Raw genomic sequence first — 26,913 nt, 5'->3', positions numbered from 1 at the left:
CGCCCCGGGCTTGACCCGGGGCAGGGCTGTCTTGGCGTGCGTCGCGAGCAGAAGTAAGAAGCCCCGCCCCGGGTCAAGCCCGGGGTGATAGGGGAGGGATCACCCCAGCGCCTCAAACGCCCCCGTCTCGAAATCCTCGGCCAGCATCGCGACGATCCGTTCCGCCACGTCTTCCGGCGGCTTGACGCTCTCGGGTGCTTCGCCCGGATACGCCCGCGCGCGCATCTTGGTCCGCGTCGCGCCCGGATCGAGCAGCGCCACGCGCACCTTGGTCAGGTTGCGTACCTCATCGGCATAGCTCAGCAGCAGATTCTCGAACGCCGCCTTGGTCGCGCCATACAGGCCCCAATAGGCGCGTGGCTGGCGCCCGACCTTTGACGTCACGCCGATCACGCGGCCCGCGTCGGACTTGCGCAGCAGGCCGTCGAATGCCCCGATCAGCGCCGCCTGGGCGCTGACGTTGAGCGCCAGCACCTTGGCCACTTCCTTGGGGTCGAACGCCGAAATCTGCGACAGCGTGCCGAGCGCGGCGGCGTTCAGGACCAGGATGTCGAGCTTGCCCCAGCGTTCCGCCACCGCGGCGGCGAGGCGCGGGATCGAATCCGTCTCGATCAGATCCATCGGCGCGATCGTCGCGGATCCTCCCGCCGCGAAGATCGCTTCCTCGACCTCTTCAAGACCGCCGGCGGTGCGCGCGGTCAGCACGACATGCGCGCCCTGTGCCGCCAGCGCGATCGCGGTCGCCGCGCCAATCCCACGGCTCGCGCCGGTGACGAGCGCGATGCGCCCGGCAAGTGCCTGTTCTGTCATGCGATCAGCGCTTCTCGTCGAGCAACGCGAGCTGGCCGATTGCCTGCTCGTCATGGTCGGTCAATTGGGTCGGATATTCGCCGGTAAAGCACGCGTCGCAGTAGCGCGGCAGCACGTCGCCGCGCCGCGCCTCGCCCAGCGCGCGATACAGCCCGTCGATCGACACGAACGCCAGGCTGTCGGCCTTGATGAACTTGGCCATGCCGGCCACGTCATGCTGCGCGGCGAGCAGCTTCGAGCGCTCGGGCGTGTCGACGCCATAGAAACAGCTATGCGTCGTCGGCGGGCTGGCGATGCGCATATGCACTTCCGCAGCACCCGCTTCGCGCATCATCTCGACGATCTTCAGGCTGGTCGTGCCGCGCACGATCGAATCGTCGATCAGCACGATCCGCTTGCCCTGGATCAGCGCGCGATTGGCATTGTGCTTGAGCTTGACGCCCAGCCGCCGCACTTCCGCGCTCGGCTGGATGAACGTCCGCCCCACATAGTGCGAGCGGATGATGCCCAGCTCGAACGGAATGCCCGATTGCTGGGCATAGCCGATCGCGGCAGGGACGCCCGAATCCGGCACCGGGATCACCAGATCCGCCTCGACCGGCGATTCGATCGCCAGCTCGGCGCCGATGCCCTTGCGCACGGTATAGACCGATCGGTCCTGCGCGATCGAATCCGGGCGGCTGAAGTACACCCATTCGAAGATGCACGGGCGCGGCGCGATCGCCGTGAACGGGCGGATCGATCGCATCGCGCCGTCCTTGACGATCACCAGCTCGCCCGGCTCGACATCGCGGACATAGGTCGCACCGACCACGTCGAGCGCCACCGTCTCCGACGCGAAGATGAAGCTGTCGCCAAGGCGGCCCATCACCAGCGGACGGATGCCCAGCGGGTCGCGGCACGCGATCATGCCTTCCTGCGTCATGCAGATCAGCGAATAGGCGCCCTCGACCTGCTTGAGCGCATCGATGAACCGGTCGAGCAGGTCCTTGAAGCCGCTGGTCGCGACCAGATGGATGATCGTCTCGGTATCCGACGTCGACTGGAAGATCGAACCGCGCCGGATCAGCTCGCGGCGCAGATGCATCGCGTTTGAGATATTGCCGTTATGCGCCACCGCGAACCCGCCGCTCGCCAGCTCGGCATAGAGCGGCTGGACGTTGCGCAGCGCGGTCTCGCCGGTGGTCGAATAGCGGACATGGCCGCACGCGACATCGCCGGCCAGCGCGCGGATCACCTCATCGCGGTCGAAATTGCCCGCAACATGGCCCATCGCGCGGTGCGTATGGAAATGCGCGCCGTCAAAGCTGGTGATGCCGGCGGCCTCCTGCCCGCGATGCTGGAGTGCATGGAGGCCCAGCGCGACAAGCGCGGCTGCGCCCTCGGCACCGGAAACACCGAATACGCCGCACTCTTCGCGCAGCTTGTCGTCATCGAACGGATGTGTGGTCAGCATCGGCCCTTCGGGGGAGTCGTTGGTCGATCCGCGGGCATATAGGCAGTCGATCCGGCTTTGTCGCCTGTTTGTCACATCAAATCCGGGATCATTGTGTTTCCCCGTAGGTTTTCTTGAGATCGGCAGGAGACGTATCATGGCCAAGGACCACGGACCTCAGATCAAGGACGACAAACTCTACGAAGAGCTGCGCAAGGACGGCGCGTCGAAGGAGAAAGCCGCGCGCATCGCCAACGCCAAGGCGGAAGGCTCGCTCGACCACAAGAGCACCCGGCTCGAGGATCGCACCAAGGAAGAACTGTACGACGAGGCCAAGGAGATCGGCATCGAAGGCCGCTCCGACATGACCAAGGACGAACTCATCGACGCGATTCGCTCGAATTGATCTTGTCACCCCGGCCTTGTGCCGGGGTCCACTGGGAGGCTGGCGCGAAGCAAGCGGCTCAATCGCCGCGCTTGAGGTTGGGTGGACCCCGGCACGAGGCCGGGGTGACGAATGGATGCAATCCCCACCTCGTTCGCCCTAATCGATGACAAAACCGCGACATAATCGATTTCCTCACTCGCACTGACCGGTTTATCCCGTTTCCGCCGCGCGCCCCGCTCCGATAGCCTCCCTCCAAGACCAATCACGCAAGGAGGGATTCCCGATGGACGCAAAGACCGGATCGATCGACGGCGGCGGCTGCCCCGTGCACGGCAATGGCGGCGTTCGCGCGCTGCTCGGCCGCACCAACAAGGATTGGTGGCCGGAGATGCTGGCGACCGAAATCCTCAACCCCAATGGTCCGTCCAACCCGATGGGCCCCGACTTCGACTATGCCGAGGCGTTCAAGACGCTCGACTATGCCGCGCTCAAGGCCGACCTGACTGCGCTGATGACCGACAGCCAGCCCTGGTGGCCGGCCGATTACGGGCATTACGGCCCCTTCTTCATCCGCATGGCCTGGCACGCCGCCGGCACCTACCGCACCGCCGACGGTCGCGGTGGCGCCAATAGCGGGCAGCAGCGCTTCGCCCCGCTCGACAGCTGGCCCGACAACGGCAATCTCGACAAGGCGCGCCGCCTGCTGTGGCCGATCAAGCAGAAATATGGCCAGGCGATCAGCTGGGCCGACCTGTTCATCCTCACCGGCAACGTCGCGATCGAGAGCATGGGCGGCCCGGTGTTCGGCTTCGGCGGCGGCCGCGCCGATGTGTACGAGCCCGAGCGCGACATCTATTGGGGCAGCGAAGACAAGTGGGTGAACGAGGGTGTTCAGACCCGCATCAGCCCCGAACATGGCATGCACGAGCTGGAAGGCCCGCTCGCCGCGATCCAGATGGGCCTGATCTACGTCAACCCGGAAGGGCCGGGCGGCAACCCCGATCCGCTGCTGTCGGCGCGCGACATGAAGGCGACGTTCGAGCGGATGGCGATGAACCATGAGGAAACCGTCGCGCTTACCGCCGGCGGCCACACCTTCGGCAAGGCGCATGGCAATGGCGACGCGTCGCTGCTCGGCGCCGCCCCCGCGGGCGGCGACATCACCGCGCTCGGCTTCGGCTGGGTCAGCAGCCATGAGAGCGGCGGCATCGGCGAGCATACCGTGACCAGCGGGATCGAAGGGTCGTGGGTCAACACGCCGACGCAATGGTCGGAGAATTATTTCCGCCTGCTGCTCGACTATGATTACGAGCTGGTCCACTCGCCCGCCGGCGCGCAGCAGTGGCAGCCGATCAACCAGCGCGAAGAGGACATGGCCCCGGCGGCATGGGACCCGAACATCAAGGTTCCGACCATGATGACCACTGCCGACATGGCGCTCAAGATGGACCCCGAATTCCGCGTCATCAGCGAGAAGTTCCGCAACGACCATGAAGCGTTCAAGGACGCCTTTGCCCGCGCCTGGTTCAAGCTGACCCATCGCGACATGGGCCCCAAGGTCCGCTATCTCGGCCCGGAAGTGCCCGAAGAGGACCTGATCTGGCAGGACCCGATCCCCGCCGGCACCATGCCGAGCGATGCGGAGGTCGCGGCGGTGAAGGAAAAGATCGCAAACAGCGGCCTGACCGTCAGCCAGCTGATCAAGACCGCCTGGGCATCGGCCAGCACCTATCGCAAGTCCGACCATCGCGGCGGCGCGAACGGCGCGCGCGTGCGGCTGGCTCCGCAAAAGGACTGGGAGGTCAACGAGCCGGAGATGCTGGCCAAGGTGCTGAGCACGCTCGACGGGCTGCGCGGGTCGCTGTCGATGGCCGACGCGATCGTGCTCGGCGGCGTGGTCGGTCTCGAAAAGGCGATCAAGGATGCGGGCCACAACGTCCCCGTTCCCTTCACCGGCGGCCGTGGCGATGCGACCGAGGAGCAGACCGACGCCGACAGCTTCGCCGTAATGGAGCCGGAGGCCGACGCCTTCCGCAACTATCTCGGCAAGAAGAAGCTGGCGGTGAAGACCGAGGAAATGATGCTCGACCGCGCGTCTTTGCTCGGCCTCTCGGTCCCCGAACTGGTCGTGCTGATCGGCGGACTGCGCGTGCTCGGTGCCAATCATGGCGAGCGTGGCCATGGCCACTTCACCAAGCGCTCGGGCCAGCTGACCAACGACTTCTTCGTCAACCTGCTCGGCATGACCAATGTCTGGAAGGCTGCCGAAGGATCGGACGATCAGGAATTCATCGCGACCGACCGCAAGGGCGGCCACGAAACCTGGCGCGCGACCCGCGCCGACCTGATCTTCGGCTCCAACTCCGAACTGCGCGCCGTCGCCGAAGTCTATGCCGAAAACGGCCATGAGGAGAAGTTCGTCAAGGACTTCGTCGCGGCCTGGACCAAGGTGATGAACGCCGACCGCTTCGACCTGAAGGCGTAAAGCAGAAAGAAAGCCCCTCCCCTTCAGGGGAGGGGTTGGGGTGGGGCAGTCAATGCCTCGCAGAGACACGGCCGCGCCGGGACACCCCGCCGCGGTCGTTCTCGCTCTTGCCGCCGTCACAAATGCATCGTCACCCCGGCCCCCGTGCCGGGGTCCACTCCACCCCAAGCGCATCGATCAAGCCTCAACTCCCGGTCCCGCCTCCCGGTGGACCCCGGCCCAAGGCCGGGGTGACGAGCTCGGTGAAGCAAACCCGCATCAAGCCCCGTTGGCACCCCCGCCGCGCCCCGATACACTCCCCCCATGGAATCGATCGGCGGCGACCTCAGCACCATGGCCCCGCGTCCCTTTGCGGACGCCCATCTCGCCGCCATCCGGGCGATCTCCACCACCCGCCATTATCAACCGGGCGACATCGTGCTGCCGGCCGGTGCGCCGCAGGACCGCTTCGTGCTGGTCGAAGAGGGCGAGATTGAGATCGCCGACCCAGCCACGGGTGAACGCCTCCGCCCGGGCAGCCTGCGCGCCGGCCAGTTCATGGGCGAACTCGCCTTTCTCAACGGCGGCCCGCTGACGCTGACGATGCGCGCCAGCGTCGCCACGCGCACGCTCGAAGCTCCGCGCACGGACATGCTCCGCCTGATGAGCGCGGTCCCCGAGATCGGCGACCATATCCTCACCGTCTTCTCCGCGCGCCGCCGCCGCATCTTCGAGGCGGGCGACAGCAGCCTCGTCGTGCGCGGGGCCGATCGCGATCCCGCGGTCGCGCGCGTCGCCAGTTTCCTCCACCGCAACCGCATCCCGTTCCATGAAGAGGCGGAGGGCGAACCGCAGGTCAGCTGGTCGGGCCATCCGATCCCCGATCCCACGCCGCGCGCGGTCGCCGGCCATCTCGGCCTCGACCTCACCGCCAGCTCGACCGAGCCGTTCGACCTGCTGATCGTCGGTGCCGGCCCGGCCGGGGTCGCCGCCGCCGTCTATGCCGGGTCGGAAGGGCTGCGTGCGTTGGTGATCGAGGATTGCGCGATCGGCGGACAGGCCGGGACCAGCTCGCGCATCGAAAACTATATGGGCTTTCCCACCGGCATTTCCGGCGCGGACCTCACTTTTCGCGGACAGGTTCAGGCGATGAAGTTCGGCACCTGCTTCGCGATGCCGCGCCGGGTCGAGGCGCTTGCCCGCCGCGACGATGGCTTCTGCGCCACGCTCGACGGGGGTGAGGAGCTGTGCGCCCGCGCGGTGCTGGTCGCCACCGGCGTGCAATATCGCCGCCTCCCGCTCGACCGGCTCGAAACGTTCGAAGGCGCCGGCATCTATTACGCCGCGACCGAGATGGAGGCGCGCCTCTGCGCGCAGACCGAAGCGGTCGTCGTCGGTGGCGGCAACAGCGCGGGGCAGGCGGCGATGTATCTCTCGCGCGTCGCCAAACGCGTCCATGTCGTCGTGCGCGGTGCCAGTCTGGCCGACACGATGAGCGCCTATCTGCGCGACCGGCTCGAAGCCGACCCGCGCATCGTCATCCACACGCACAGCCAGCTCGAACGGCTCGACGGCGACGATCATCTCGAGCGCGTCGTGTTCACCGGACCCGCGGGCAGCCACGCGGTGGATTGCCGCGCGCTGTTCATCATGATCGGCGCCGCGCCCAACACCGACTGGCTGTCCGGCCTGGTCGAACTCGACAGCCACGGCTTCGTCCGCACCGGTGCGGAAGTCGGGGCAGCGTCCAGCTACGCCACCTCGTGCCCCGGCATCTTCGCGGTGGGCGACGTCCGCTCCGGCTCGGTCAAGCGCGTCGCCAGCAGCGTCGGCGAAGGCTCGGTCGTGGTCAGCGCGATCTGGAGCCACGTCAACACGCCCGCGCCGGGGGAAGTGGGGATCGGGGGCTAAGCCCACTCCTCCGTTCGCCAATCCTCCGCCTGGGCGGGGAAGGATTGAGACGGTAGATCCCGCCATTCCACCCCCCGCCCGCATCTGATACCCTCCGCCCGGTCGACATCGGGGGAGGGGAACCATGCGCCGACATCTCAAGGCCACCGCCGTCATCGGCGCCTTGCTCACGCTCGGCAGCGCATCGGCGAGTCGCAGCCCGGCGCCGCTGTCCGACGCCATGCTCGCCGCGCTCGATCCGACCCGCGCGGGTCGGCTCGCCTGTCGCGGTCTCGACGCCAGCAAATCGGTGCTCGCCAGCCGCCTCGCACTCGCCCGAGCGTTCGCCGAAACCCATCCCGGCGCAACCCGCACGCCCGGCCTTTATTCGGGCATCGCCCCCTCCGATCTCCCGCTCGGCGATATCTCTTCCGCCGCCCGCGCATGGTTCGATCAGGGGCTGGCGCTGTCCTATGGCTTCAACCACGCCGCCGCGATCCGCGCCTTTCGGCGCGCGCAACAGCTCGATCCGTCCTGCGCGATGTGCTGGTGGGGCGAGGCGATGGCCAACGGCCCCAACATCAACGCCGGCATGGATGACGCCCAGAACCGTGCCGCACTCAGGGCCATCGCCAAAGCGCGGCAGCTCGCCGCTACCGCCAACCCCGCGATCCGCCAGCTGATCGCCGCACAGGCCGCGCGCTACTCCAGTGCGCCCGGTGCCGACCGCGCCGCGCTCGACATGGCGTATGCAAAGGCGATGCTCGCTGCCGCCCGTGCCTATCCCAGGAGCGACGACCTCGCCGTCCTCGCCGCCGAGTCCGCGATGAACACCAGCCCCTGGAACTATTGGGAGGACGCGGCCGGTAAGCCGCGCCCGCTGATCGGCGACGCCGTCGCCCTGATCGAAACCGTGATGGCGCGCAGCCCGCGCCACCCCCAGGCGTCACACCTCTATATCCACCTGCTCGAACTGCCCCAGCCGAAGAAGGCGGAGGCCGCCGCCGATCGCCTGCGCACCTCTGGCCCCGCCGCGCTCGGCCACCTCGTCCACATGCCCGCGCATATCTATTACCGCCTCGGGCGCTACGCCGATTCGATCGCTGCCAATGCCGAAGCGGTCGCGGCGGATGAGGCCTATCTGCGCGAAGCCGGCGACGATGGCCTCGTCCGCTACGGCTATTATCCGCACAACGTCCATTTCCTGCTCGCCTCGGCCCAGATGACCGGCGACGCCGCCACCATCCTGCGCCAGACCGCCCGGCTGGCCGAGATCGTCGATATCGACAGCGGCCGCGAACTCTATTGGGTTCAGGCGATCTACGCCGCGCCCTATTTCGCGCTCGCACAATATGCGCCGCGCGCCGAGGCGCTCGCCCGCACCGCCAGTCTGCACCCGCTCGCCTATGTGGAGGCGATGCGCCGCTACGCCCGCGCCGTCGCCCACGCGCCCGATACCGACGCCACCGCATTCGACACCGAGATCGCGGCGATGCAGCGCCTCGCCACCAGCCCCGATGTGGTGAAGATGGAGGCGGGCGGCTTCCCCGCGCCGCTCATCGTCCGCCTCGCGATCGACGTCGCAAAGGGCCGCCGCGCGATGGCACAGTCCGATCCCGACGCCGCCATCGCCCATTTCGCCCGCGCGGCGGAGCTGCAAAAGGCGATCCCTTATAGCGAGCCGCCCTTCTGGTATTACCCTGTCACCCAGTCGCTCGGCGCGGCCTATTATCAGGCGGGCCGCTATTCCGAGGCAAAGGGTGCCTTCCTCGCCGCCCTGTTCGAAGCCCCGAACAACGGCCTCGCGCTCTACGGCCTCGCCCAGACCGAACGCAAACTCGGCAATGTCGTCGAAGCCGCCGCCGCCGATCGCGCCTTCGCGACGGTGTGGCAGGGTAAACCCGGCTGGCTCGACATGATGCGGATCTGACGGGGGCTTGCGGGCCGTGGAAAGCGGCCTGGCGGCTAATGCAGGCACGGGAGATACAGGCGACGATCGCCCAGCAAGCGAATGTAGAACCTGCGAGCCGCGCGAACGCCACGGCCCGGGGTGACGGACGACGGGGGAGGGGGTAAGCACATCGCCATGTCCGACCCCCGCGATTCCACGCTCGACCTGAACCCGAATTACGACGCCAACGGGCTGATCACAGCTGTCGCGACGCACGCCGCGACCGGCGAGCTGCTGATGCTCGCGCACATGAACGCCGATGCGCTGGCGAAGACGCTCGACACCGGCGAGGCGTGGTTCTGGTCGCGCAGCCGGCAGCGGCTGTGGAAAAAGGGCGAGAGCAGCGGTCACGTCCTGCGCGTGGTCGAGGCGCGGATCGACTGCGACCAGGACGCGCTGTGGCTCAAGGTCGACCCCGCCGGCCCCGCCTGCCACACCGGCGAACCGAGCTGCTTCTTCCGCCGCATCGAGAACGGCAAGCTGGTGCGCGGGTGAGGGGAGGGGCTCTCTTCAATCCTCCCCCAGCTTGCTGGGGGAGGGGGACCGCCGCCGAAGGCGGTGGTGGAGGGGCCGCCCCGCAGAGGGCGGTCAGCATCTCGGCAAAATTCCGCCGTCTTCGCGGCGGCCCCTCCGTCAGCGCTGCGCGCTGCCACCTCCCCCGTTGGGGGAGGAATTCCGCGATCCTCGCCACCCTCCTCCTCGCCGCCTGCTCGGGCGGCGCGCCGCAGCCTGGCGCATCGCCCACGCCGCCCAGCCTCGAAGCCGCCGCGATCGAGCGCGGCCTCGTCCGCGATCCCAAGGCGAGCGACGTCACCGGCCTCTATGCCCGCGACACCGACCGGCTGTGCGTCGTGCCCGACGGCACTGCTTATCGCGTCGGCGCGTTCGTCGATTATGGCGACAAGGTCAGCTGCACCGGCCGCGGCACCGCCGCCCGCTCCGGCTCCACCCTCGCGATCGAGTTCAAGGGGCGCAACGGCGAAACCTGCAGCTTCGACGCCAAGTTCGACGGCGACCGCATCACCTTCCCCGCCAACGTCCCCGACGCCTGCGCGAAACTGTGTGGCCCGCGTGCGTCGTTCGCGGCGCTGGAAGTCGAACGCCTGAGTGAATCGGCGGCAGAAGCAGAGGCACTCAGAAGCGCAGAAGGAGTCCGTCTCTGCGGTAGTTGACGTTAACGTCAACCGCGACTAAATTCGCCCGCATGGCAACGAAACTGAAAGCCGTCGCCAGCTTCGCCCCGATCGAAGCGCGGCCGGACAAGGAGAGTTTCTCGATCTCGGACCTGTGCGCCGAGTTCGAGGTGACCGCACGCGCGCTGCGCTTCTACGAGGATGAAGGGCTGATCAGCCCCGAGCGCCGCGGGCTCCAGCGCATCTACTCGCACCGCGACCGCGCCCGGCTCGCCTGGATCCTGCGCGGCAAGCGCGTCGGCTTCAGCCTCGCCGAGATTCGCGAGATGATCGACCTCTACGATGTCGGCGACGAACGCCGCACCCAGCATCAGGTCACGCTCGACAAATGCCGCGCGCGCATCGCGCTGCTGGAACGGCAAAAGGTCGATATCGACGCCGCGATTGCCGAACTCGACGATTTCATCGCGGTCCTCGAAGGCCGCGCCGCACCGATCAAATAAGAACAGGATAGAGAGATGCCCCGCTACAATCCCCCCGTCCGCGACACCCGCTTCGTGCTCGATCGCGTGCTCAAGATCGACCGCTACGCCAACCTCCCCGGTTTCGCCAACGCGACCCCCGACACCGTCACCGCGGTGCTCGAAGAGGGCGGCAAGTTCGTCGCCGAGGTCCTGTTCCCGATCAACCATAGCGGCGACCAGCAGGGCTGCACCCGCCACGCGGACGGCAGCGTCACCACCCCCGACGGCTTCAAGGAAGCCTACAACCAGTTCGTCGAATCCGGCTGGGGCACCCTCAGCGCGCCGGAGCAGTTCGGCGGCCAGGGCATGCCCCACGTCGTCTCGACCGCGTTCCAGGAATATATGATCTCCGCCAACATGGCCTTTGCCATGTACCCCGGCCTCACCCATGGCGCGATCGAGGCGCTGCTCGCCAAGGGCAGCCCGGAGCAGCAGGAAAAGTACGTCCCCCGCATGGTCAGCGGCGAATGGGGCGGCACGATGAACCTGACCGAACCGCATTGCGGCACCGATCTCGGCCTCATCAAGACCCGCGCCACCCCCAATGCCGATGGCAGCTGGTCGATCACGGGGACCAAGATCTTCATCTCCTCCGGCGAGCATGACCTCACCAGCAACATCATCCACCTCGTCCTCGCCAAGACGCCGGGCGCGCCGGAGAGCAGCAAGGGCATCAGCCTGTTCGTCGTGCCCAAGTTCATCGTCAACGACGACGGCAGCCTGGGCGCGCGCAACGCCGTCTCCTGCGGCTCGATCGAGCACAAGATGGGCATCCACGCCAACTCGACCTGCGTCATGAACTATGACGGCGCGACCGGCTGGCTGGTGGGCGAGGAGATGAAGGGCCTCGCCGCCATGTTCATCATGATGAACGCCGCCCGCCTCGGCGTCGGCCTTCAGGGCCTCGGCATCGGCGAAGTCGCGTACCAGAACGCCGTCCAATACGCCCACGATCGGCGTCAGGGCCGCGCGCTCACCGGCGCCGCCGAGCCACAGGAAAAGGCCGACACCCTCTTCGTCCACCCCGATGTCCGCCGCATGCTGATGGAGGCCAAGGCAATGACCGAGGGGCTGCGCGCCCTGTGCCTGTGGGGCGGCCTCCAGGTCGACCTGGCGCACAAGGCGGCGAGCGAGGAGGAGCGTCAGCTCGCCGACGACCTGATCGGCCTGCTCACCCCCGTGATCAAGGGCGTCGGCACCGACGCCGGCTACCGCATCGCGACCGACAGCCAGCAAGTCTATGGCGGCCATGGCTACATCGCCGAATGGGGCATGGAGCAATATGTCCGCGATGCCCGCATCGCGATGATCTATGAAGGCACCAACGGCGTGCAGGCGATGGACCTGGTTGGCCGCAAGCTCGCCCAGAATGGCGGCCGCGCGGTCCAGACCCTGTTCCGCATCGTCGCCGAAGAGGTCGCCGCCGCCAAGGCGAAGCCCGAACTGACCCACCTCGCCGAAGCCCTCGAAAAGGCCAATGGCCAGCTTCAGGCCGCGACCATGTGGTTCATGGCCAACGGCATGAAGGACCCCAACCAGGTCGGCGCCGGCGCCTACAGCTACATGGAGCTGATGGGCACCGTCGCGATCGGCCTGATGTGGCTCCGCATGGCCGACGCGGCTGTGACGGCACTGGCCGAAGGCGATGATGACAAGGCGTTCTACGAAGCCAAGCTGGTCACCGCCCGCTTCTACGCCGACCGCATCATGCCCAACGCCGGCGCGCTGCGCCGCAAGATCGAAAGCGGCGCGGAGACGATCATGGCGCTGCCGGTGGAGGCGTTTGGGGTGGGTTTATGAGTGTGAAACGCATGCCGATCCCTTATTTGTAATATCGGATAATATCGTCAGTGGAGAATTCAGCCTTAGACTTAAGGCTGGATTTCATCATCGCATATTCAAAGCCGATTTCAGAGACCACCTGATTTATTGATGAGCGTCGTCCGGCGCTGCTCGCTCTCCCTAGTATTGGCCCGATCGCGCTTCTGAGATATTCATACGTGTTCAGAACTATCGGGTCCAAAAAATCTCGGAATCTGGCCGCTATGCACTATGTGATTCCTAACGCGATAAATTCTATGGAGCTGCCATCGAACTCTAAGTTCGTGTTGTTCTAGGGATTTTAGAAAAGATTTTGGATCGTTGAAGTTTTTTTCAGCCTTCCACAGGCGGTAAAGTGCGAGTGGATTTTGTGCCAATGGCTCGCAAAATTGGCGGTGTAGACCCTTCATCGCTGGATCGAAGATCAGCTTCGTGAAATTGGTATATGGGTCTATATTTTGATCGAACTCGCCCCTCCTGAAGAATGCTTTGGTATGTTTGGGGTAGTTTGCCCTCAGGTCATCAAATAAGCCGATTAAATACCTTCTAACGTACTTTGAGCAAATGCAGGGCGTTAGGGAATCGACGTAATGTACGACGCGAGCAGTTCCGCGAGGCGGGTCGCTTAAAAGAGTTTCTATTGCGGACCATAGTGTAATAATCTGATTTTCCGGCCTAGGGAAAGTCTGAGATAAAGAGGCCATATTAATTGTGTTAAATACTCTCTCGGTTGACTCTGTTGTGAACGATTGAAGAATTTGCTTCGTCTGCGTCTTCAGGGTATTGGCTAAGCCTCTTCCTAAGACGGGGCTATGCTTCTGAAGGGCGATATTTTCTAAGTCCAGTAATATTCCTGAGCGAGATCGCTCTTTTTTTATGTGTCCATATTGTTCCCAATTTAGAATGACGTTCTTTTTGCCTAGGTATGTCATGGCAACAACTGAGGATAGGGCGTCATTCGCAAATCTTAAAGCGCTGTATTCGTCAAGTTGCGAAGTTTTGATTTGGATATACCTATGTGCAGTCAGGAGGGACCTTGACTGCAGACTTGCTTTGGTGCCTTCGTCCAATTCATCAGATTTTGTAACAACAAAATTGGTTAAGCTAATCTTTCTTATGTATGATGCTAGATTTGTTGAAACTGGCACCGTGACAACATAGTTTCGTTTCCGAAAGTCAAATGTTGAAAAGAATGACGATAGCGTTCGCCGCTCTATCTTTTTAATGTCGCCTGAGAAAAATTTATTTTCGACCTGCATAAGTATATGCTGACGAGAGTATCCTTCGTTTATTAAATTTGAGCAGAAAATATTGAGTGTGGATCTTATTTTTTCTTTATCTTTTGCATCGACGCTAAGATCTATTATCTTTTGTTGAAGGGACTTAGTGTATGCGCCATCGACTTTCCGGGTTAGTGAAACAAGAAATCTCTCTAGTTCAGTTATATGGGCGCCCAATTTAATATCCGCTGGCCATTTTAGTTTAAATAGCTCGATTTCATTGCTAAGTAACTCCTCGGCGACTATGTCATGAGAGAGAGACGTTTTGAGTTCCTTCAGAGCTGGTTCTAATGAGACAGGAGGAACGCGCTCCTGTGATACGTCTCGCGTAAGGACGATAAGTTCTATGAGCCGAGATTTGAGATCGAGAGTTGAAACCCGAAAACTCTCGTAGCTCGTAGGCGTGAGCATTTCGCGCAGAGACTGTGCGATAAAGAGCATCATTTTGGAGGCCGAGCCATCAGGCCATCCATTCTTCGCGGGTTTCAATTCGCTGCCCTCCCAAACCGTTGAACGCACTGTGTCACAATAGTTAAGCGGATGGTAGATCGGTCCTGCTGGCCACGCTGCACTAGAACAAAAATAGAACTTTCCTACAGCCCCCGTTCCGGCATACCTAACCGGTCCTCTGCATCACATCAGCAAAGGACCGGCAGACATGAACGCTTTCACCACGCCAGAACCGGCGCCCTACGACGTCTCCACCTTCAACCACGCCGCCTTCCACGAACTCGAACCCGGCGTGCCCGATGCCCAGCGTTACGACGGCTGGACCCCCGAAAAGCAGAAGCGCTTCCTCACCGCCCTCGCGCGCGGGCATAACGTCACCAAGGCGTGCGCCATCGTCGGCATGTCGCGCCAGACCGCCTATGCCCTGCGCGACAGCGCGCGCGGCGCGGCGTTCGCGCTGGGATGGAAGGCGGCTCAGCTGCGCGCCCGCGACTCCCTCGCCGACGAACTGATGGACCGCGCCTTCAACGGCGTGCGGGAATCCGTCACCGGCGACGATGGCCGGATCACCACCCGCCATCGCTATGACAACCAGCTGGCATGGAAGATGCTGAACCGGCTCGACAAGCGCGCCGACGCCGCCTGCACCGATACCGACGCCGCCGCCGTCCGGCTCGCCGCGGCGGACTTCGAACAATATCTCGATCTGGTCGAACAATCGGCGGCACCGGGCCGCGCCGGCCTGTTCCTCGCCGCGCGCTTCGGGGCGGCGGGGGTGGCGAGCGAGGACGACCTCGCCCCGATCCGCACGCTCGCCCGCGCCGATCGCTGGCTGCGCACCCATGTCGACGCCAGCGCCGCCGTCCCCGCCACCGACCTCGACCCCGCCGACCGCGCGACCTGGACCGACGAACAATGGCGCCGCGCCGAAGCCATCGGCCTCGTCGCGCTCGCATCCGAAGCCCCGCCGGAGGAGGAGCCTGACAGTCCGTCCGACACACGCGATTCTTGTCAGGATCGTCCGGACAGTGACGCGACTGCGCCCCCCATCTGGTGGTGCGACGAACGGAACGCCTGGCGCACCAGCTTCCCGCCGCCCGCCGGTTTCGACGGCTTCGAAGAGGGCGAACCCGGCACCGCAAACTATGAGCGCGAACTGACACAGGAAGAGGAAGACGCCATCGCCGCCGAAGACGCGGCCCTGCGCGCGCCCCTCATCGCCGCCGGCCACGCCGCCCGCGAGGCCTGGCTCGCCCAAACCCGCGCGGCGGCGGGGGAGGGGGAGGGGGAGGAGCAATTCCTCCCCTGCCCCGCAGGGGAGGTGGCAGCGCGCAGCGCTGACGGAGGGGCCGCCCTCGCAGAGGGCGGAATTTTGCCGAGCTGCCCCCCGCCGACCACGTCGGCGGCCCCTCCACCCCCGCTGCGCGGCGGTCCCCCTCCCCGAGACGAGCTCGGGGAGGAATAGTTCGCCACCCCCTTGAGCCTTTCGCCCACCCCGCCATAACAGGAGGATGCTACTCCCGGACACGCCGCTGAACCCGCTCGAACATGGCCAGCTCAAGGCGATGCGCCTGTCCGCCGCCGTCTTCTGGACGATCGCCACGCTCGTCTCGATCGGGCCGGGCTTCGGCCTCAGCACCGCGTTCGACTGGTTCCCTTTCTGGGCGCCGCCGCTGGTCATCGCCCCGCTCGGCCTGTGGTCGGTGCTGATCGCGACCCCGGCGCGCTGGGCGCGCTGGGGCTGGGCGTGGACGGGGAGGGAGTTGCACGTCGCCTCGGGCTGGCTCGCGCGCCGCCACACCATCGTCCCCGCCGCGCGCGTCCAGCATATCGACGTGACGCAGGGGCCGGTCGAGCGGATGTTCGGCGTCGCCACGCTGGTGCTGCACACCGCCGGGACCGCGAACAGCCAGGTCGACCTGCCCGGCATCACGCGAGAGACGGCGGAGGAGATTCGCGACGCGATCCGCGATCAGCTGACGGTCGACCCGTGGTGAGCGAGGAGGCGGAAGACCACGGACCGCGCCGCGTCCACCCGCTGACGGTCGTCATCTGGTTCCTCAAAAAGGCGCCACAGAATGTCGTCGGCCTGCCCGCGATCATCGGCGTCACCTCCGGCCGGGGTCTCGGCTGGATCGCTCTGGCGGCGGTAGGGATCGGTGTCGCCAGCCTGGTTTGGACGTGGATCAACTGGCGGCGCTTCACCTATGAAGTGACCGACAGCGAATTGGTGATCGAACGCGGCCTGCTCAACCGCACCCGCCGCTCGATCCCGCTGGAGCGCATTCAGGACGTCGGCATCGAACAGGGGCCGCTGTCCCGCATCTTCGGCCTCGCCGAAGTCCGCGTCGAAACCGGCGGCGGCGACAAGGATGAAGCGGTGCTGGACAGCGTCTCCCTGTCCGAAGCCGCCAGGTTGCGCGGGGCCCTGAGAGGGGGACCCGCCCGGCCGATGGTCGGACTGGACACCGGCGAAGACGCCCCGCCGGTCGAGGACACGCTGACCGAGGTGTTCGCGATGTCACCCGGCCGGGTGCTGCTGTTGGGGCTGTTCAGCTTCTCGCTGGTCTGGATCGCCGCGTTGGCCACCGCGATCCAGTTCCTCGGCGACGCGATGGGCTTCGGCTGGGACGAGATCGCCGATCTGGCGGAAACGGCGCGGGGAGAAGTGACGAGCCGCCTCAACTACTCCACCGGCTTCGGCCTGTTCGGACTGGTGGTGCTGCTGGGGGTGGTGACCGGCGTGGCCCGGACGGTATTGCGTGAATGGAACTTCAAGCTGCGCGCCGGGATCGGCCGCTTCCGCCGGACCCGCGGCCTGCTGACCCGCAGCGAAGTGGTCGTGGCGATGCGCCGCATCCAGCTGGCGCTGATCCAGCGCGGCCCGTTCCGGGGGCTGCTCGGCTGGAATGCGCTGAGCGTCCAGACGCTTGGCGGCAGCAACGACCCCAGCGGCCGCCAGGTCCTCGCCCCGCTGGCCCGCGAACATGAAGTGGCCGGAATCGTCGCCAGGGCCGGCCTGCCGCCCTTCGAAAGGCTACCCCTCCGCCCCGTAGCCCCGGCCCATATCCTCCGGGCATTGGTGTTGGCCGTCCCGCTACCCCTGCTGGTCATCGCCGCCGCACTGCTGCTCACCCCCTTCGCCTGGCTCGGCCTGATCCTGACCTTGCCCCCCGTCCTCACCGCCCTGCTGCAACGCAAATTCCACCGCTACGCCCTCCACAACGCCAGCCTGCAGGTGATGCGCGGCGTATTGGCCCAGCGCGACTGGATCGTGCCCGTCGACAATGTTCAGGTGGTGACGATCCGCCAGGGCCTGATCCAGCGCTGGCTGGGCCTGGTCACGGTCGACGTCGACACCGCCGGGGCAAGCCTCACCAGCACCCCCGCCGTCGTCGATGTCGCCCTGGATGACGGCGCAACGCTGGCCCGCGACCTCGCCGCCGCGGTCAGTTAGCGGCGGGGCTGGGGGTAGGCGTCGGCGTCGGAGCCGGTTTGCGCCGCACCCCGCTCAGAACCTCCGGCGTCGGTGAAGGAGCCGGGGCCGGAGCGACCGCCGCAGCGGGCGTCCGGCGCATGCACTGGATCGGGCTCGGCCGTTTGAACTCGGCGCAATTCCACAGCGCCTTGCCGAACCCCTGATCCTTGTCGCGCAGATAGCTGAACGACATCGCCTCGATCTGCGCCGGGGTCAGCGCCACGCCGACCGCGGGGATCTTGGTCCGATCGGTCCAGCCGAGGAACTTGCAATAGGCCCGCTCGCCACAGGTCCGAATTGCCAGCGCGGCAAAGGCGTCGGCGCCCAGCGCCTTGTCGAGCGCGACATGGAAGCTGTCGCCGCCCGCCGCGACCGGCTTGGGAACAGCAGAGTCGGGGATCGTCTCCGGGTCCAGCATCGCCGCGGGATCAACCGTGGCGGCGAGCGCAACCTCGCCGCCACCATGGAACGGCGAGAGTGCCGCCATCTTCGCCACCACCGGCTCGGCCCCGGCATAGCCGCGGCGGAAGGCGGGCGGCGTGCCCCACCAGCCGGTCCAGCGGAAGAACAGGTGGGTATTCACCTCCGCCACCTTGTCGAGGCTGGAACTCCAATAGGGCACGACCCAGTCGGTGTGATAATGGGTCGAGTGCCCGACCTTGGCAAAGACCGATCCGGTCAGCGCCTGGCGCGCGATTGTCTGCGCCCGGCCCCAGGCGACGGGGGAGGGGGTGCGCCGCATCGCGCCGTCACAGGTGAAGGTGAACTGGCAGCCGGTGCGCCGCTCCTGCCCCTGAAACACCACGCCGCAGACCGATTTGGGGAAAGCGGGATGGCGCATCCGGTTGAGCACCACCTGTGCCACAGCGCGCTGGCCGACCGGGTCGTCGCCCGCTTCATACCAGGTCGCGGCGGCAAGGCAGTCGACCGCGCGCCCGAAATCCTCTGCGCCAGCGTCCAGGATCAGCGGGCGCGCGGCGGGGTTCGGGTCGGTGGAAAAGGGGATGGCGGCGTTGAAGGCGCGCGCGTCCTCCATCGACAGGGCGGCGAGGCGGACGGGTTCGACCTCGGGGAGCTCGGCGGCGGGGACGACGCGCTTGGGCCGCGAAATCTCGGCAAGGACCGGCGAGGCGGGCGGCGGCGGCGCGAACAGCACGGCGAGCAGCGGCAGCGCGATGGCCGACAGCGCAATCGCCGCGAGCGCGATCCACAGGCCCGGCGCAGATCGTGGCGCGGTTACCGGAACGGGAGAGGAGGTCACAGGGGGCGCGCGGTCCTTCAGCGGCAAAAGGCCAGCGGCGCTGGCCACCGCCCTTTAGCCCAAGACGCGCGCGCGGCAAACCGCGCGCTTGTCTCAGGCCGTCGAACCGCCCGGGCTCAGGGCCAGAAGCCCGTTGCCTCGCACAAATCCCACTGGTCCGCGACCTTCATCCGGCAGCTGCTGTCGATCGCGTTGCAGCGCGCATATTCGCGCTCATAGCGTTTGAAGCAGCTTTCCAGCACCTGAGCCTGCGGCGCCCCGGCCGGCTTGACCGATGTCTGGACGAGCCGCGCACTGGCGGAAGGCGCAGCAACTGCTGCGACTTTCGCCCCGGCGGCCCGCACGGCGGACGATTGTTCGCTGCCGAACACCATCGGCCACGCGAGAAAGATAGCCAGCATCACGCTGACGCAGATCATTGCATTACGCACGATTTCCCCCCGGAATCCGTGTTCCCCGACTCAGGACAGATTATCCGGTTTGGGACAGAATGCGAGTCTTTCAGGCCTCCGGAAGGAAGTCCGGAACGCTGAGATAGCGCTCACCTGTATCATAATTGAACCCGAGCACCCGCGTTCCCGCCGGAAGGTCGCCCAGCTTCTTGGCAATCGCGGCCAGAGTCGCGCCCGACGAGATGCCGATCAGCATGCCTTCCTCACGCGCTGCGCGGCGGGCAAACTCCTTGGCGTCGCCGGCATCGACCTGGATCGCGCCGTCGATGGCGTCGGTGTGCAGGTTCTTGGGCACGAAGCCCGCGCCGATCCCCTGGATCGGGTGCGGACCCGGCTGACCACCCGAAATGACCGGCGACAGCTCAGGTTCGACCGCGAAGACCTTGAGCCCCGGCCAAGTCTTCTTGAGCGTCTCGGCGACGCCGGTGATGTGGCCGCCGGTGCCGACGCCGGTGATGATCACGTCGGGCGGGCTGTCGGCAAAGTCCTTGAGGATTTCCTGCGCGGTGGTGCGGACATGGACATCGACATTGGCCGGGTTCTCGAACTGCTGCGGCATCCATGCGCCGGGGGTCGATTCGACGATCTCAAGCGCGCGCTCGATCGCGCCCTTCATGCCCTTTTCACGCGGGGTCAGGTCGAAGCTGGCGCCATAGGCCAGCATCAGGCGGCGGCGCTCGATGCTCATGCTCTCCGGCATGACCAGGATCAGCTTGTAGCCCTTCACCGCCGCGACCATCGCCAGGCCGACGCCGGTATTGCCGCTGGTCGGCTCGACGATCGTGCCGCCGGGCTTGAGGCTACCATCGGCCTCCGCCGCCTCGATCATCGCCAGCGCGATGCGGTCCTTGATCGACCCGCCGGGATTGGTGCGCTCCGACTTGATCCACACCTCGGCATCGGGGAACAGCCGGGCCACGCGGATATGCGGGGTGTTGCCGATCGTTTCGAGGATGCTGTTCGCCTTCATGCCTTGATCTCCTCTGGCGGGGGATTGTCCAACGATGCGGGCGGATCGAAGGTCCGCGCACGTCGCAATTCGGGGAAGATACGCGCCCAGAGCGCGGTTACCAAGATGGCTGCGATGCCGCCGCCTACGGTCGCGACGACCGGACCGATCAGTGAGGCGAGAAAACCCGACCGCGCCTCGCCCAGCTCGTTCGAGCTGGAGATGAACAGGGTCGAGACTGAACCCACCCGACCGCGCATCGCGTCTGGGGTGTGCAGCTGAATCAGTGAGGAGCGGACATAGACCGATATCATGTCGAACCCGCCCAGCGCGATCAGTGCGACGATGGAGACGAGCACGGCGGGCGCGAGCTCGCTGCCGATCATGCTCGGCCCGAACCAACGCGTCATCAGCGGCCCGGCCCAGCCGAACACCGTGGTCGCGGCGCCGAAGCCGATCACCGCCCACAGCATCTTGACCCCGACATTGGTCTTGAGCGGGCGCCAGGACAGCACCACCGCCACCGCCACTGCCCCGACCGCCGGTGCCGCGCGCAAATGGCCAAGGCCATCCGCGCCGATCATCAGGACGTCGCGGGCATAGATGGGGAGCATCGCAGTGGCGCCGCCCAACAGCACGGCAAACATATCCAGAGAAATCGCGCCGAGGACGAGCCGGTTGCGGCGGACATAGCGCAGCCCTTCGACCATCTGCATCAGCGGGTTGCCGACTTTCGCGATCGTGCTGCGCGCCACCGGCGTGACCAGCATCATCATCGCCAAGGCGACGCCGAACAGCGCGGTCGCGACCCAATAGGGGACGGCGGGACCGACCGCGTAGAGATAGCCGCCCATTGCCGGTCCGCCGATCGACCCGACCTGCCACGCCAGCGCGCTGAGCGCGATCGCGGTGGGGAGCGAGGCGGCGGGGACGAGGTTGGGGGCGAGCGCTTGTTGCGCCGGGCTGATGAACGCGCGCGCGACGCCGAGCAGTGCGGCGATGCCGAACAACGCGGGCAGGGTGATGGTGTCGGTCTGCGTCAGCCACGCGAGCACGGCGGCGCAACCCAGCTCCAGCGCGATGGCCGCGCGCACGATCCAGCGCCGGTCGAGCCGGTCGGCAACCCAGCCGGTAACCAGCGTGAGGGCGAGCAGCGGAAGGAACTGCACCAACCCGACAAAGCCGAGTTGCAACGCCGCTTCGCGGATGCTCATCGTCGCGCGGGCGATGTCATAGACCTGCCAGCCGATGACGACGACCATCGACAGCCCGGCAAGCGTCGAGGCTAGCCGCGCGATCCAGTAGACCCGGTAATTATGGATGGAAAAGGGGTGGGCGGCCATGCGTTCCTGTCCGGCCGCCGGTCCCGATGACCAGCGGACGGACCGGCCTTAGGAGGTCGCGAACGCATCGCGCAATGAAGTAATCGTTGCGCGCGGCGTTCGCGACGGTTGGAGCAGGTCAGGCGAGCGAAACGTCGGCGACCTTGTCCTGATAATCGGCCTTGGGGTCGGAACCGAGCAGCATCTTGAGGCCCGCAAACAGGCTGTTTTCGTTCAGCCAGATCTGGCCATGTTCGGTGTCGAGCCGCAGCAGTTGGAGCTTAGGATCGTCCTTGCCACCTTCATACCAGGCCGCGATGAACGGGTTCCACAGCCGATCGATCGTGGCGCGGTCATTGTCTGCGACCAGATTGCCGTGGATCGTCGCCCACAGATCATGACCCTTGGACACGAAATGCGCCATCGCACGGTTGCTCTCGCTCAGCGCGGCGACGAGGCTGTTGTCCTTGGTCGTGAAGAACCAGATCGGGCCGCCGTCCTGGCCGTCCTCGCGCAGTGCCGTCATCGGCTGGGCATGGCCGTCGCGCGCGCCGTCAAGGCCGAGGAAGAGAGTGCGGTCGCTGTCGAGCGCCGACCAGAATTTGTCGGCAAGTTCCTGTGGGGTCGGCATCGTGCTGCTCCTGATTGTTGGGATTGCAGCGGGAACGGACGATGCCGCAGCGCGGTTCCGTCGGCTGGATGCTACCCCAGGTCAGACGGCGGCATGCGACCGCGAATATAGGCGGTGCCGGGATGGTCCATCGGAAAGCCGCACTGCGCCAGCCGCCCGATCAACTGACGGGCGCGATCGGCGAATGTGGCGCGCCCGGCGGAGGCCAATGGCGCACCGGCCGCGCGCAGACCTGCTCCCGACCGGAGCAACAGCCCGCGATCGACCAAGGCATCGATATTGCGCGACGTGGTCGCATAGGGCAGCCCGAGCAGGCGCGCAGCGGTGCTGGTCCGGATCACTGGATCGCTCGCCCCATCGGGCCGGCTGTCAGCAAGGCGGCCATGCGCCCATTCGATTGCCAGCAGCAGCGCGAGGCGTGTGAAGTTCTCCTCTCGCTTGCCGTGGCTTTCAACCGCGGCGAGAAGCAGGTCGAGCGCAACGCCGATCCCGGATCGCGGATCATAGGTGATATCGCCGCCCGGTGCGGGCAACGCAAAGCCGCTACGCGTCAGATCCTCGACCAGCTGGACGAGCAGGTCGTGGCAGCTGTCGGTGAACTGAGCGATGCGCGGCTCGACGATCGCCTCGACCGTTACCGACAGGCCGCTCGGGGACCGATCGATCAGACCTTCCTCGATCAATGCGGTGGCGTGGCGCCGGGTCGTTTCAAAGGGCCGCCCGATCGACGCGGCCAGCGCATTGATGCTGACCGGTCGCTTGCACCCCGGCGTCTGGTCGAACGGGCCACAGGCGCGCGCGGTTGCCGCAAAGAGGATCGCGCTGTTGAGATTGCCAAAGGCATTCAGCGCGTGCGCCAGACTCGACACGGCAAAGCCGAGGATGTGCTGGTCGAACCCGGGCCCCCATAGCGGAGCCGATCCTTCAAGCTGCTTGCTGGGCCTAGACAACATGGCCGCAGTGCCGGTCGATGCATGTAGAGTTCGCACGCAACAAAGCCACTATTTCCCCCAAACTGGGGGGAAGTAAGGTCGCTCTGCGGCAAGGGCGCAACGCGCCTGCTACTCATTTTGCGCGTCGAATGGCGTTGCAGTCAGGAAATCGGCGGAGTTGCGACCCAAAAGTCACATCGAGTCGCTTTGCGCCGGATCGAGGGTCGCTTCGCCGATGTGACCATATTGGTGCAATCTTGCCGGACGCGCGGAACCGGGGCGCGGTGAAATCCGCGCCCCGGTCTGCATCAGGCATAAGCCGCTTCGCGCACCGGCACTGGCGGCAACCGGTCGCCCAGGCCACCAAGCGGACCGACGACCAGCCGCCGCATCGGCTGCCAGAAGGCCGACAGCGTCAGCAGCGCCGATCCGATGACCAACGCCGTCAGCGCCGCGCCCAGCTCGACCGCGCCTGCCGTTTGGAGCAGTGCGTACATGGCGTAGAGCACATAGGCGAGACTGGACACGAGCAGCGCGCGGCGGTCGACCGCCAGCGCTACGATCGCGAAGCCGACATAGAGCAGCAGCACGATTGCGGCGATACCCGGCTGGACCGCACCGTCGAACACGCCGAGCATCTGGAAGATCGGGTGCGCGATCATCGGTGCGGCGGCAAGGTGGAGCCAGAAGGCAACGTCGGCGCGACGCGTCTTGCGCTCACGGTCGGACATGTCCCAGCGCATCGCGAACAGGAACATCAATACGCCACCGACCAGCACGATCGGCATGGCCCAGTCATGGGCAGCGGGAAAGGCGATCATGATCAGCGCGATCAGCACGCCGATCACCGCCGCTGCCCCCGCCGCAACGGTGATCGGCACCATGAACCGCCGCCAGTGAACCCATGCCGCCGCCGCGGTTGCAAGGCCGACGGTCGCCGCGATCGCCGCGCCAACCTGCCGCGCCAGCATTTCATTGTTCGGACCGATCGTGCGTTCGAGCCATTCGACATTGTCGGCGACGACGCCGACCAAGGTCGCCGCGATGCCGCCGACAAAGGCGAGCAGCAGCAGGATGCTGGGCAGCGCCATGCGGCGGACGCGCGTGAAATATTCGGCCAGCCCCCACGCCAGCGCCGCGACCGCGATGCCGCCGAGCCAGGGCTTGATCTCGCCCCCGATCCAGGCAACCGCGACCAGCATCAGCGCTGCGGCAATCGCCACGAAAATGTCGTTGAAGCCGGTCAGCAGCCGAAAATGCTCTTCATCCGCAATCGGTGCCGAGCGCATCGACGCGATATGGTCGCGGAATGCGGCGGCGGCCTCCGGGCTGATCGCCCCGGCCTCCACCGCGCTGTTCAGATCCGTTTCGCTATACATGGCAGTCCCTCCTGTACGGGAGAGACTGCCATAAGTGTATTAGTGATGCAATACGGTATGGTGGCGGCCAATTTTCTCCCCTCGCCCCTCCGCAGGAGGGGAGAGGGTTGCGCAGACTTAGGTCTTGCGAAGCAAGGCCTTAGTCGGAGCTGGGAGAGGGGTGGGCGGCTACACAGTAGCCGCGCGGAGCGAAGCTCCGCTCTACCCCTCTCCAAGCTACACTAGGCAGCAAGCTGCCAAGCTTCGCTATCCTCTCCCCTATCAAGGGGAGAGGACAAAGAGATTACCCCTGCAGTTTGGCCATGATCGTCATCGCCTGCTCCCCGCCCGACTTCGGCACGATCTCGCCAGTGCGGTCGGTGATCTGCGCCCAGTGGGCGGCGACGCCCTCCGGGCTCATGTCGGTGTCGCTCAGGCGCACACCCTGCGTCAGCGTGACATAGGCGGCCTGGAACACGCCCGCGCCCGCGCCGACGATGGCGTTGGTCGGTGCGTCTTCGCTGACCAGAAACAGTGCGGCCGGAGCGACGCTTTCGGGGGTGAACGCCTTGAACGCGGCTTCGGGGAAAATGTCCTCCGTCATGCGCGTGCCAGCAGTTGGAGCCAGCGTGTTGACGCGGATGTTATACTTGGCACCCTCCAAATAGAGGGTCTTGGTCAGCCCCGCGAGGCCGAGCTTCGCCGCGCCGTAATTGGCCTGTCCGAAATTGCCGTACAGCCCGGACGATGACGCCGTCATCAGGATGCGGCCGTAATTCTGCTCGCGCATGGTCGCCCACACCGCTTTGGTCGCATTGGCCGATCCGTTGAGGTGCACGTCGATGACGAAGCGGAAATCCTCCGGCTCCATGTTCGCGAAGCTCTTGTCGCGCAGCACGCCTGCGTTGTTGATCAGGATATGGACGCCGCCCCATTTCTCCTGAGCGCGGGCGACCATCTCCTGCATCTGGGCATAGTCGGTGACGCTGCCGCCATTGGCCATCGCCTCGCCGCCAGCCGCTTCGATTTCGCCGACCACGCGCTCGGCTGCATCGGATGCACCGCTGCCATCGCGCGACCCGCCCAGATCGTTGACCACCACGCGCGCGCCGCGCCGTGCCAGTTCAAGCGCATAGGCCCGACCCAGACCGCCGCCAGCGCCAGTGACGATCGCGACGCGGCCTGCAAAATTGATGCTCATATCCCTCTCCGCATTGACGTTTCCGTCAAGCTATGCGGCGGGTCGGCGCGGCTGGCAAGCGGGGAGGGGGCGGGTCAGACCCGCCCCCGACCGGTCAACCGCCGCGCTGGCGGCAATTGTCGTACTGGCCCTTCTTGCAAATTGGATATTCCGCCAATGGCGCGGGGGCAGGATAGGCAACGTCCGGCGCGGGTGCTTGCTGGAACACGACCGTCGTGCCCGGTGCGACCGGGGCCGACAATGGCGGAGTTGCGGGCTGATAGCCGCCGACCGGATCTTCGGTCGTCGCGGTCGTCGTGGCAGTTTCGGGCGCGGTGGGAGCGGGGGCCGCCATGTCCTGCGCGGCTGCAGTGCCGGCCACCGCAAGCGCGGCGGCGAGTGCGATCAGCTTCATCTTCGTTCTCCTGACATTGTTACGCTTCGGAGCGAATTGCTCGCGCTGCCAACGCGTCAGGAGAAGAATCTTTCCGGTTTGGCTCGGGCCGCCCGATTACTGCCCTGCGTCGAGCGAGTAGCCGGCCGAGCGCACGGTGCGGATGATGTCCGGGCGATTGCCGATGTTGATCGCCTTGCGCAGCCGCCGGATATGGACGTCGACCGTACGGCTTTCGATATCGCTGTCATGGCCCCACACCGCGTCGAGCAGCCGCTCGCGCGAGAAGACCCAGCCCGGATGCTCCAGGAAATGCTTGAGCAGGCGGAATTCGGTGGGGCCAAGCGGCACGACTTCGCCGCCGCGGCGCACCTTATGACCAACCGTGTCCATTTCGATGTCGGCATAGGTCAGTGCTTCCCCGGCCAGCGCCGGGCGGACGCGCCGTAGCACGGCGCCGACGCGTGCAACCAGCTCGCGCGGGGAAAAGGGCTTGGTCACATAATCGTCCGCGCCGGTTTCGAGACCGCGGACGCGATCTTCTTCTTCGCCGCGCGCCGTCAGCATGATGATCGGCACGTTCGCGGTCTCGCTCATCCGGCGCAGGCGGCGGCACACTTCGATCCCCGACAGGCTTTCGACCATCCAGTCGAGCAGGACGATGTCCGGCGGCGATTCCTGGGCGAGCAGCAGCGCCTCCTCGCCATCGGGCGTGTGGCGGACCTCGAAATCCTCACGACGGAAATGATAGGTGAGGAGTTCGGCGAGCGCCGCATCATCCTCGACCAGCAGCATGCGGGCGCGGCTCAT

24 protein-coding genes are annotated in these 26,913 nt (G+C 65.9%); 11 read left to right on the top strand and 13 right to left on the bottom strand.

The genetic code is table 11. The annotated features are described in order from the left end of the window. Positions 1–99: 99 nt before the first annotated feature. Together KYX69_RS02440 and purF are read right to left on the bottom strand one after the other, a co-directional pair. Entirely contained in the window at positions 100–810 is a 711-nt protein-coding gene (locus tag KYX69_RS02440; protein ID WP_300493268.1) for an SDR family NAD(P)-dependent oxidoreductase, read from the bottom strand. Between the two features lie 4 nt (positions 811–814). After that, positions 815–2,266: an amidophosphoribosyltransferase gene (purF, locus tag KYX69_RS02435; RefSeq protein WP_300493265.1), complete on the bottom strand. Its 1,452-nt coding sequence runs from the start codon at positions 2,264–2,266 to the stop codon at positions 815–817. A gap of 136 nt (positions 2,267–2,402) precedes the next feature. Between purF and KYX69_RS02430 the strand changes: the two genes are divergently transcribed. The 8 genes from KYX69_RS02430 (at position 2,403) to KYX69_RS02395 (ending at position 12,395) form a co-directional block, all read left to right on the top strand. Beyond that, entirely contained in the window at positions 2,403–2,651 is a 249-nt protein-coding gene (locus KYX69_RS02430) for a Rho termination factor N-terminal domain-containing protein (protein ID WP_066661204.1), read from the top strand. 265 nt (positions 2,652–2,916) lie between these two features. Beyond that, complete coding sequence (gene katG / locus KYX69_RS02425; RefSeq protein ID WP_300493261.1) at positions 2,917–5,118, top strand: catalase/peroxidase HPI; 2,202 nt, start codon at positions 2,917–2,919, stop codon at positions 5,116–5,118. 303 nt (positions 5,119–5,421) lie between these two features. Next, the gene (locus tag KYX69_RS02420; protein ID WP_066661605.1) at positions 5,422–7,008 is read left to right on the top strand and encodes an FAD-dependent oxidoreductase; all 1,587 of its coding nucleotides are present in this window, start codon (positions 5,422–5,424) and stop codon (positions 7,006–7,008) included. A 124-nt stretch (positions 7,009–7,132) separates the two neighbouring features. Next, the gene (locus KYX69_RS02415; RefSeq protein WP_300493260.1) at positions 7,133–8,917 is read left to right on the top strand and encodes a hypothetical protein; all 1,785 of its coding nucleotides are present in this window, start codon (positions 7,133–7,135) and stop codon (positions 8,915–8,917) included. 156 nt (positions 8,918–9,073) lie between these two features. Then, entirely contained in the window at positions 9,074–9,433 is a 360-nt protein-coding gene (gene hisI, locus KYX69_RS02410) for a phosphoribosyl-AMP cyclohydrolase (protein ID WP_066661593.1), read from the top strand. Beyond that, positions 9,430–10,110 (top strand): hypothetical protein, encoded by a 681-nt coding sequence (locus KYX69_RS02405; protein WP_300493257.1) that lies wholly within the window; start codon positions 9,430–9,432, stop codon positions 10,108–10,110. The genes hisI and KYX69_RS02405 overlap by 4 nt, the downstream gene beginning before the upstream one ends. A 32-nt stretch (positions 10,111–10,142) precedes the next feature. Continuing rightward, positions 10,143–10,574 (top strand): MerR family DNA-binding transcriptional regulator, encoded by a 432-nt coding sequence (locus KYX69_RS02400; protein ID WP_066664722.1) that lies wholly within the window; start codon positions 10,143–10,145, stop codon positions 10,572–10,574. 15 nt (positions 10,575–10,589) lie between these two features. After that, the gene (locus KYX69_RS02395; RefSeq protein ID WP_300493255.1) at positions 10,590–12,395 is read left to right on the top strand and encodes an acyl-CoA dehydrogenase C-terminal domain-containing protein; all 1,806 of its coding nucleotides are present in this window, start codon (positions 10,590–10,592) and stop codon (positions 12,393–12,395) included. Between the two features lie 194 nt (positions 12,396–12,589). On the opposite strand, the gene KYX69_RS02390 is transcribed toward KYX69_RS02395, so the two are convergent. Then, a complete protein-coding gene (locus KYX69_RS02390; RefSeq protein ID WP_300493254.1) occupies positions 12,590–14,185 on the bottom strand; it encodes a hypothetical protein in 1,596 nt (531 codons plus the stop codon). 169 nt (positions 14,186–14,354) lie between these two features. Between KYX69_RS02390 and KYX69_RS02385 the strand changes: the two genes are divergently transcribed. From KYX69_RS02385 to KYX69_RS02375, 3 genes are read left to right on the top strand one after another with little or no spacing between them, the layout of a single operon-like run. Beyond that, the gene (locus KYX69_RS02385) at positions 14,355–15,611 is read left to right on the top strand and encodes a hypothetical protein (protein WP_300493253.1); all 1,257 of its coding nucleotides are present in this window, start codon (positions 14,355–14,357) and stop codon (positions 15,609–15,611) included. A 46-nt stretch (positions 15,612–15,657) separates the two neighbouring features. Next, a complete protein-coding gene (locus tag KYX69_RS02380; RefSeq protein ID WP_300493251.1) occupies positions 15,658–16,143 on the top strand; it encodes a PH domain-containing protein in 486 nt (161 codons plus the stop codon). Then, on the top strand, positions 16,140–17,603 hold the full coding sequence (locus KYX69_RS02375) for a PH domain-containing protein (protein WP_300493249.1): 1,464 nt from the start codon (positions 16,140–16,142) through the stop codon (positions 17,601–17,603). The genes KYX69_RS02380 and KYX69_RS02375 overlap by 4 nt, the downstream gene beginning before the upstream one ends. Here KYX69_RS02375 and KYX69_RS02370 read toward each other — a convergent pair. From KYX69_RS02370 to phoB, 10 genes are all read right to left on the bottom strand, one after another. After that, positions 17,596–18,933 carry a cell wall hydrolase gene (locus KYX69_RS02370; RefSeq protein WP_300493247.1) on the bottom strand — a complete coding sequence of 446 codons (1,338 nt, stop codon included), beginning with the start codon at positions 18,931–18,933 and terminating at the stop codon, positions 17,596–17,598. The two genes, KYX69_RS02375 and KYX69_RS02370, sit on opposite strands and share 8 nt — an antisense overlap. A gap of 68 nt (positions 18,934–19,001) precedes the next feature. Next, positions 19,002–19,316: a hypothetical protein gene (locus KYX69_RS02365; protein ID WP_300493245.1), complete on the bottom strand. Its 315-nt coding sequence runs from the start codon at positions 19,314–19,316 to the stop codon at positions 19,002–19,004. A gap of 70 nt (positions 19,317–19,386) precedes the next feature. After that, positions 19,387–20,307, bottom strand: a complete 921-nt coding sequence (cysK, locus tag KYX69_RS02360; RefSeq protein ID WP_300493243.1) for a cysteine synthase A — start codon at positions 20,305–20,307, stop codon at positions 19,387–19,389. Then, on the bottom strand, positions 20,304–21,629 hold the full coding sequence (locus KYX69_RS02355) for an MFS transporter (RefSeq protein WP_300493241.1): 1,326 nt from the start codon (positions 21,627–21,629) through the stop codon (positions 20,304–20,306). Before KYX69_RS02355 ends, cysK begins: the two co-directional genes overlap by 4 nt. Positions 21,630–21,747: 118 nt before the next feature. Next, positions 21,748–22,239 (bottom strand): pyridoxamine 5'-phosphate oxidase family protein, encoded by a 492-nt coding sequence (locus KYX69_RS02350; RefSeq protein WP_300493240.1) that lies wholly within the window; start codon positions 22,237–22,239, stop codon positions 21,748–21,750. 71 nt (positions 22,240–22,310) lie between these two features. Then, positions 22,311–23,192 (bottom strand): hypothetical protein, encoded by an 882-nt coding sequence (locus tag KYX69_RS02345; protein ID WP_300493238.1) that lies wholly within the window; start codon positions 23,190–23,192, stop codon positions 22,311–22,313. Between the two features lie 287 nt (positions 23,193–23,479). Further along, positions 23,480–24,550: a hypothetical protein gene (locus KYX69_RS02340; protein ID WP_300493235.1), complete on the bottom strand. Its 1,071-nt coding sequence runs from the start codon at positions 24,548–24,550 to the stop codon at positions 23,480–23,482. Positions 24,551–24,833: 283 nt separating this feature from the next. Beyond that, positions 24,834–25,730, bottom strand: coding sequence for an SDR family NAD(P)-dependent oxidoreductase (locus tag KYX69_RS02335; RefSeq protein WP_300493232.1), 897 nt, complete (start codon positions 25,728–25,730; stop codon positions 24,834–24,836). 94 nt (positions 25,731–25,824) lie between these two features. Then, on the bottom strand, positions 25,825–26,124 hold the full coding sequence (locus KYX69_RS02330) for a hypothetical protein (RefSeq protein ID WP_300493230.1): 300 nt from the start codon (positions 26,122–26,124) through the stop codon (positions 25,825–25,827). Between the two features lie 96 nt (positions 26,125–26,220). Next, positions 26,221–26,913: a phosphate regulon transcriptional regulator PhoB gene (gene phoB / locus KYX69_RS02325; protein WP_066662523.1), complete on the bottom strand. Its 693-nt coding sequence runs from the start codon at positions 26,911–26,913 to the stop codon at positions 26,221–26,223.

This window comes from Sphingomonas sp. (assembly GCF_030145815.1).
Lineage (GTDB): Bacteria > Pseudomonadota > Alphaproteobacteria > Sphingomonadales > Sphingomonadaceae > Sphingomonas.
Note: the sequence above shows the minus strand (reverse complement) of the source record. Positions and strands in the feature narration are given on the sequence as shown.

Excerpts from the sequence above, each read along its gene's own strand:
- KYX69_RS02335 (WP_300493232.1), bottom strand. The coding sequence starts at position 25,730 with ATGAGCATCAATTTTGCAGGCCGCGTCGCGATCGTCACTGGCGCTGGC.
- KYX69_RS02400 (WP_066664722.1), top strand. The coding sequence starts at position 10,143 with ATGGCAACGAAACTGAAAGCCGTCGCCAGCTTCGCCCCGATCGAAGCG.
- cysK (WP_300493243.1), bottom strand. The coding sequence starts at position 20,307 with ATGAAGGCGAACAGCATCCTCGAAACGATCGGCAACACCCCGCATATC.
- KYX69_RS02350 (WP_300493240.1), bottom strand. The coding sequence starts at position 22,239 with ATGCCGACCCCACAGGAACTTGCCGACAAATTCTGGTCGGCGCTCGAC.
- hisI (WP_066661593.1), top strand. The coding sequence starts at position 9,074 with ATGTCCGACCCCCGCGATTCCACGCTCGACCTGAACCCGAATTACGAC.
- katG (WP_300493261.1), top strand. The coding sequence starts at position 2,917 with ATGGACGCAAAGACCGGATCGATCGACGGCGGCGGCTGCCCCGTGCAC.
- KYX69_RS02430 (WP_066661204.1), top strand. The coding sequence starts at position 2,403 with ATGGCCAAGGACCACGGACCTCAGATCAAGGACGACAAACTCTACGAA.
- KYX69_RS02420 (WP_066661605.1), top strand. The coding sequence starts at position 5,422 with ATGGAATCGATCGGCGGCGACCTCAGCACCATGGCCCCGCGTCCCTTT.
- KYX69_RS02385 (WP_300493253.1), top strand. The coding sequence starts at position 14,355 with ATGAACGCTTTCACCACGCCAGAACCGGCGCCCTACGACGTCTCCACC.
- KYX69_RS02330 (WP_300493230.1), bottom strand. The coding sequence starts at position 26,124 with ATGAAGCTGATCGCACTCGCCGCCGCGCTTGCGGTGGCCGGCACTGCA.
- KYX69_RS02415 (WP_300493260.1), top strand. The coding sequence starts at position 7,133 with ATGCGCCGACATCTCAAGGCCACCGCCGTCATCGGCGCCTTGCTCACG.
- purF (WP_300493265.1), bottom strand. The coding sequence starts at position 2,266 with ATGCTGACCACACATCCGTTCGATGACGACAAGCTGCGCGAAGAGTGC.
- KYX69_RS02355 (WP_300493241.1), bottom strand. The coding sequence starts at position 21,629 with ATGGCCGCCCACCCCTTTTCCATCCATAATTACCGGGTCTACTGGATC.
- KYX69_RS02380 (WP_300493251.1), top strand. The coding sequence starts at position 15,658 with ATGCTACTCCCGGACACGCCGCTGAACCCGCTCGAACATGGCCAGCTC.
- KYX69_RS02395 (WP_300493255.1), top strand. The coding sequence starts at position 10,590 with ATGCCCCGCTACAATCCCCCCGTCCGCGACACCCGCTTCGTGCTCGAT.
- phoB (WP_066662523.1), bottom strand. The coding sequence starts at position 26,913 with ATGAGCCGCGCCCGCATGCTGCTGGTCGAGGATGATGCGGCGCTCGCC.
- KYX69_RS02345 (WP_300493238.1), bottom strand. The coding sequence starts at position 23,192 with ATGTTGTCTAGGCCCAGCAAGCAGCTTGAAGGATCGGCTCCGCTATGG.
- KYX69_RS02440 (WP_300493268.1), bottom strand. The coding sequence starts at position 810 with ATGACAGAACAGGCACTTGCCGGGCGCATCGCGCTCGTCACCGGCGCG.
- KYX69_RS02340 (WP_300493235.1), bottom strand. The coding sequence starts at position 24,550 with ATGTATAGCGAAACGGATCTGAACAGCGCGGTGGAGGCCGGGGCGATC.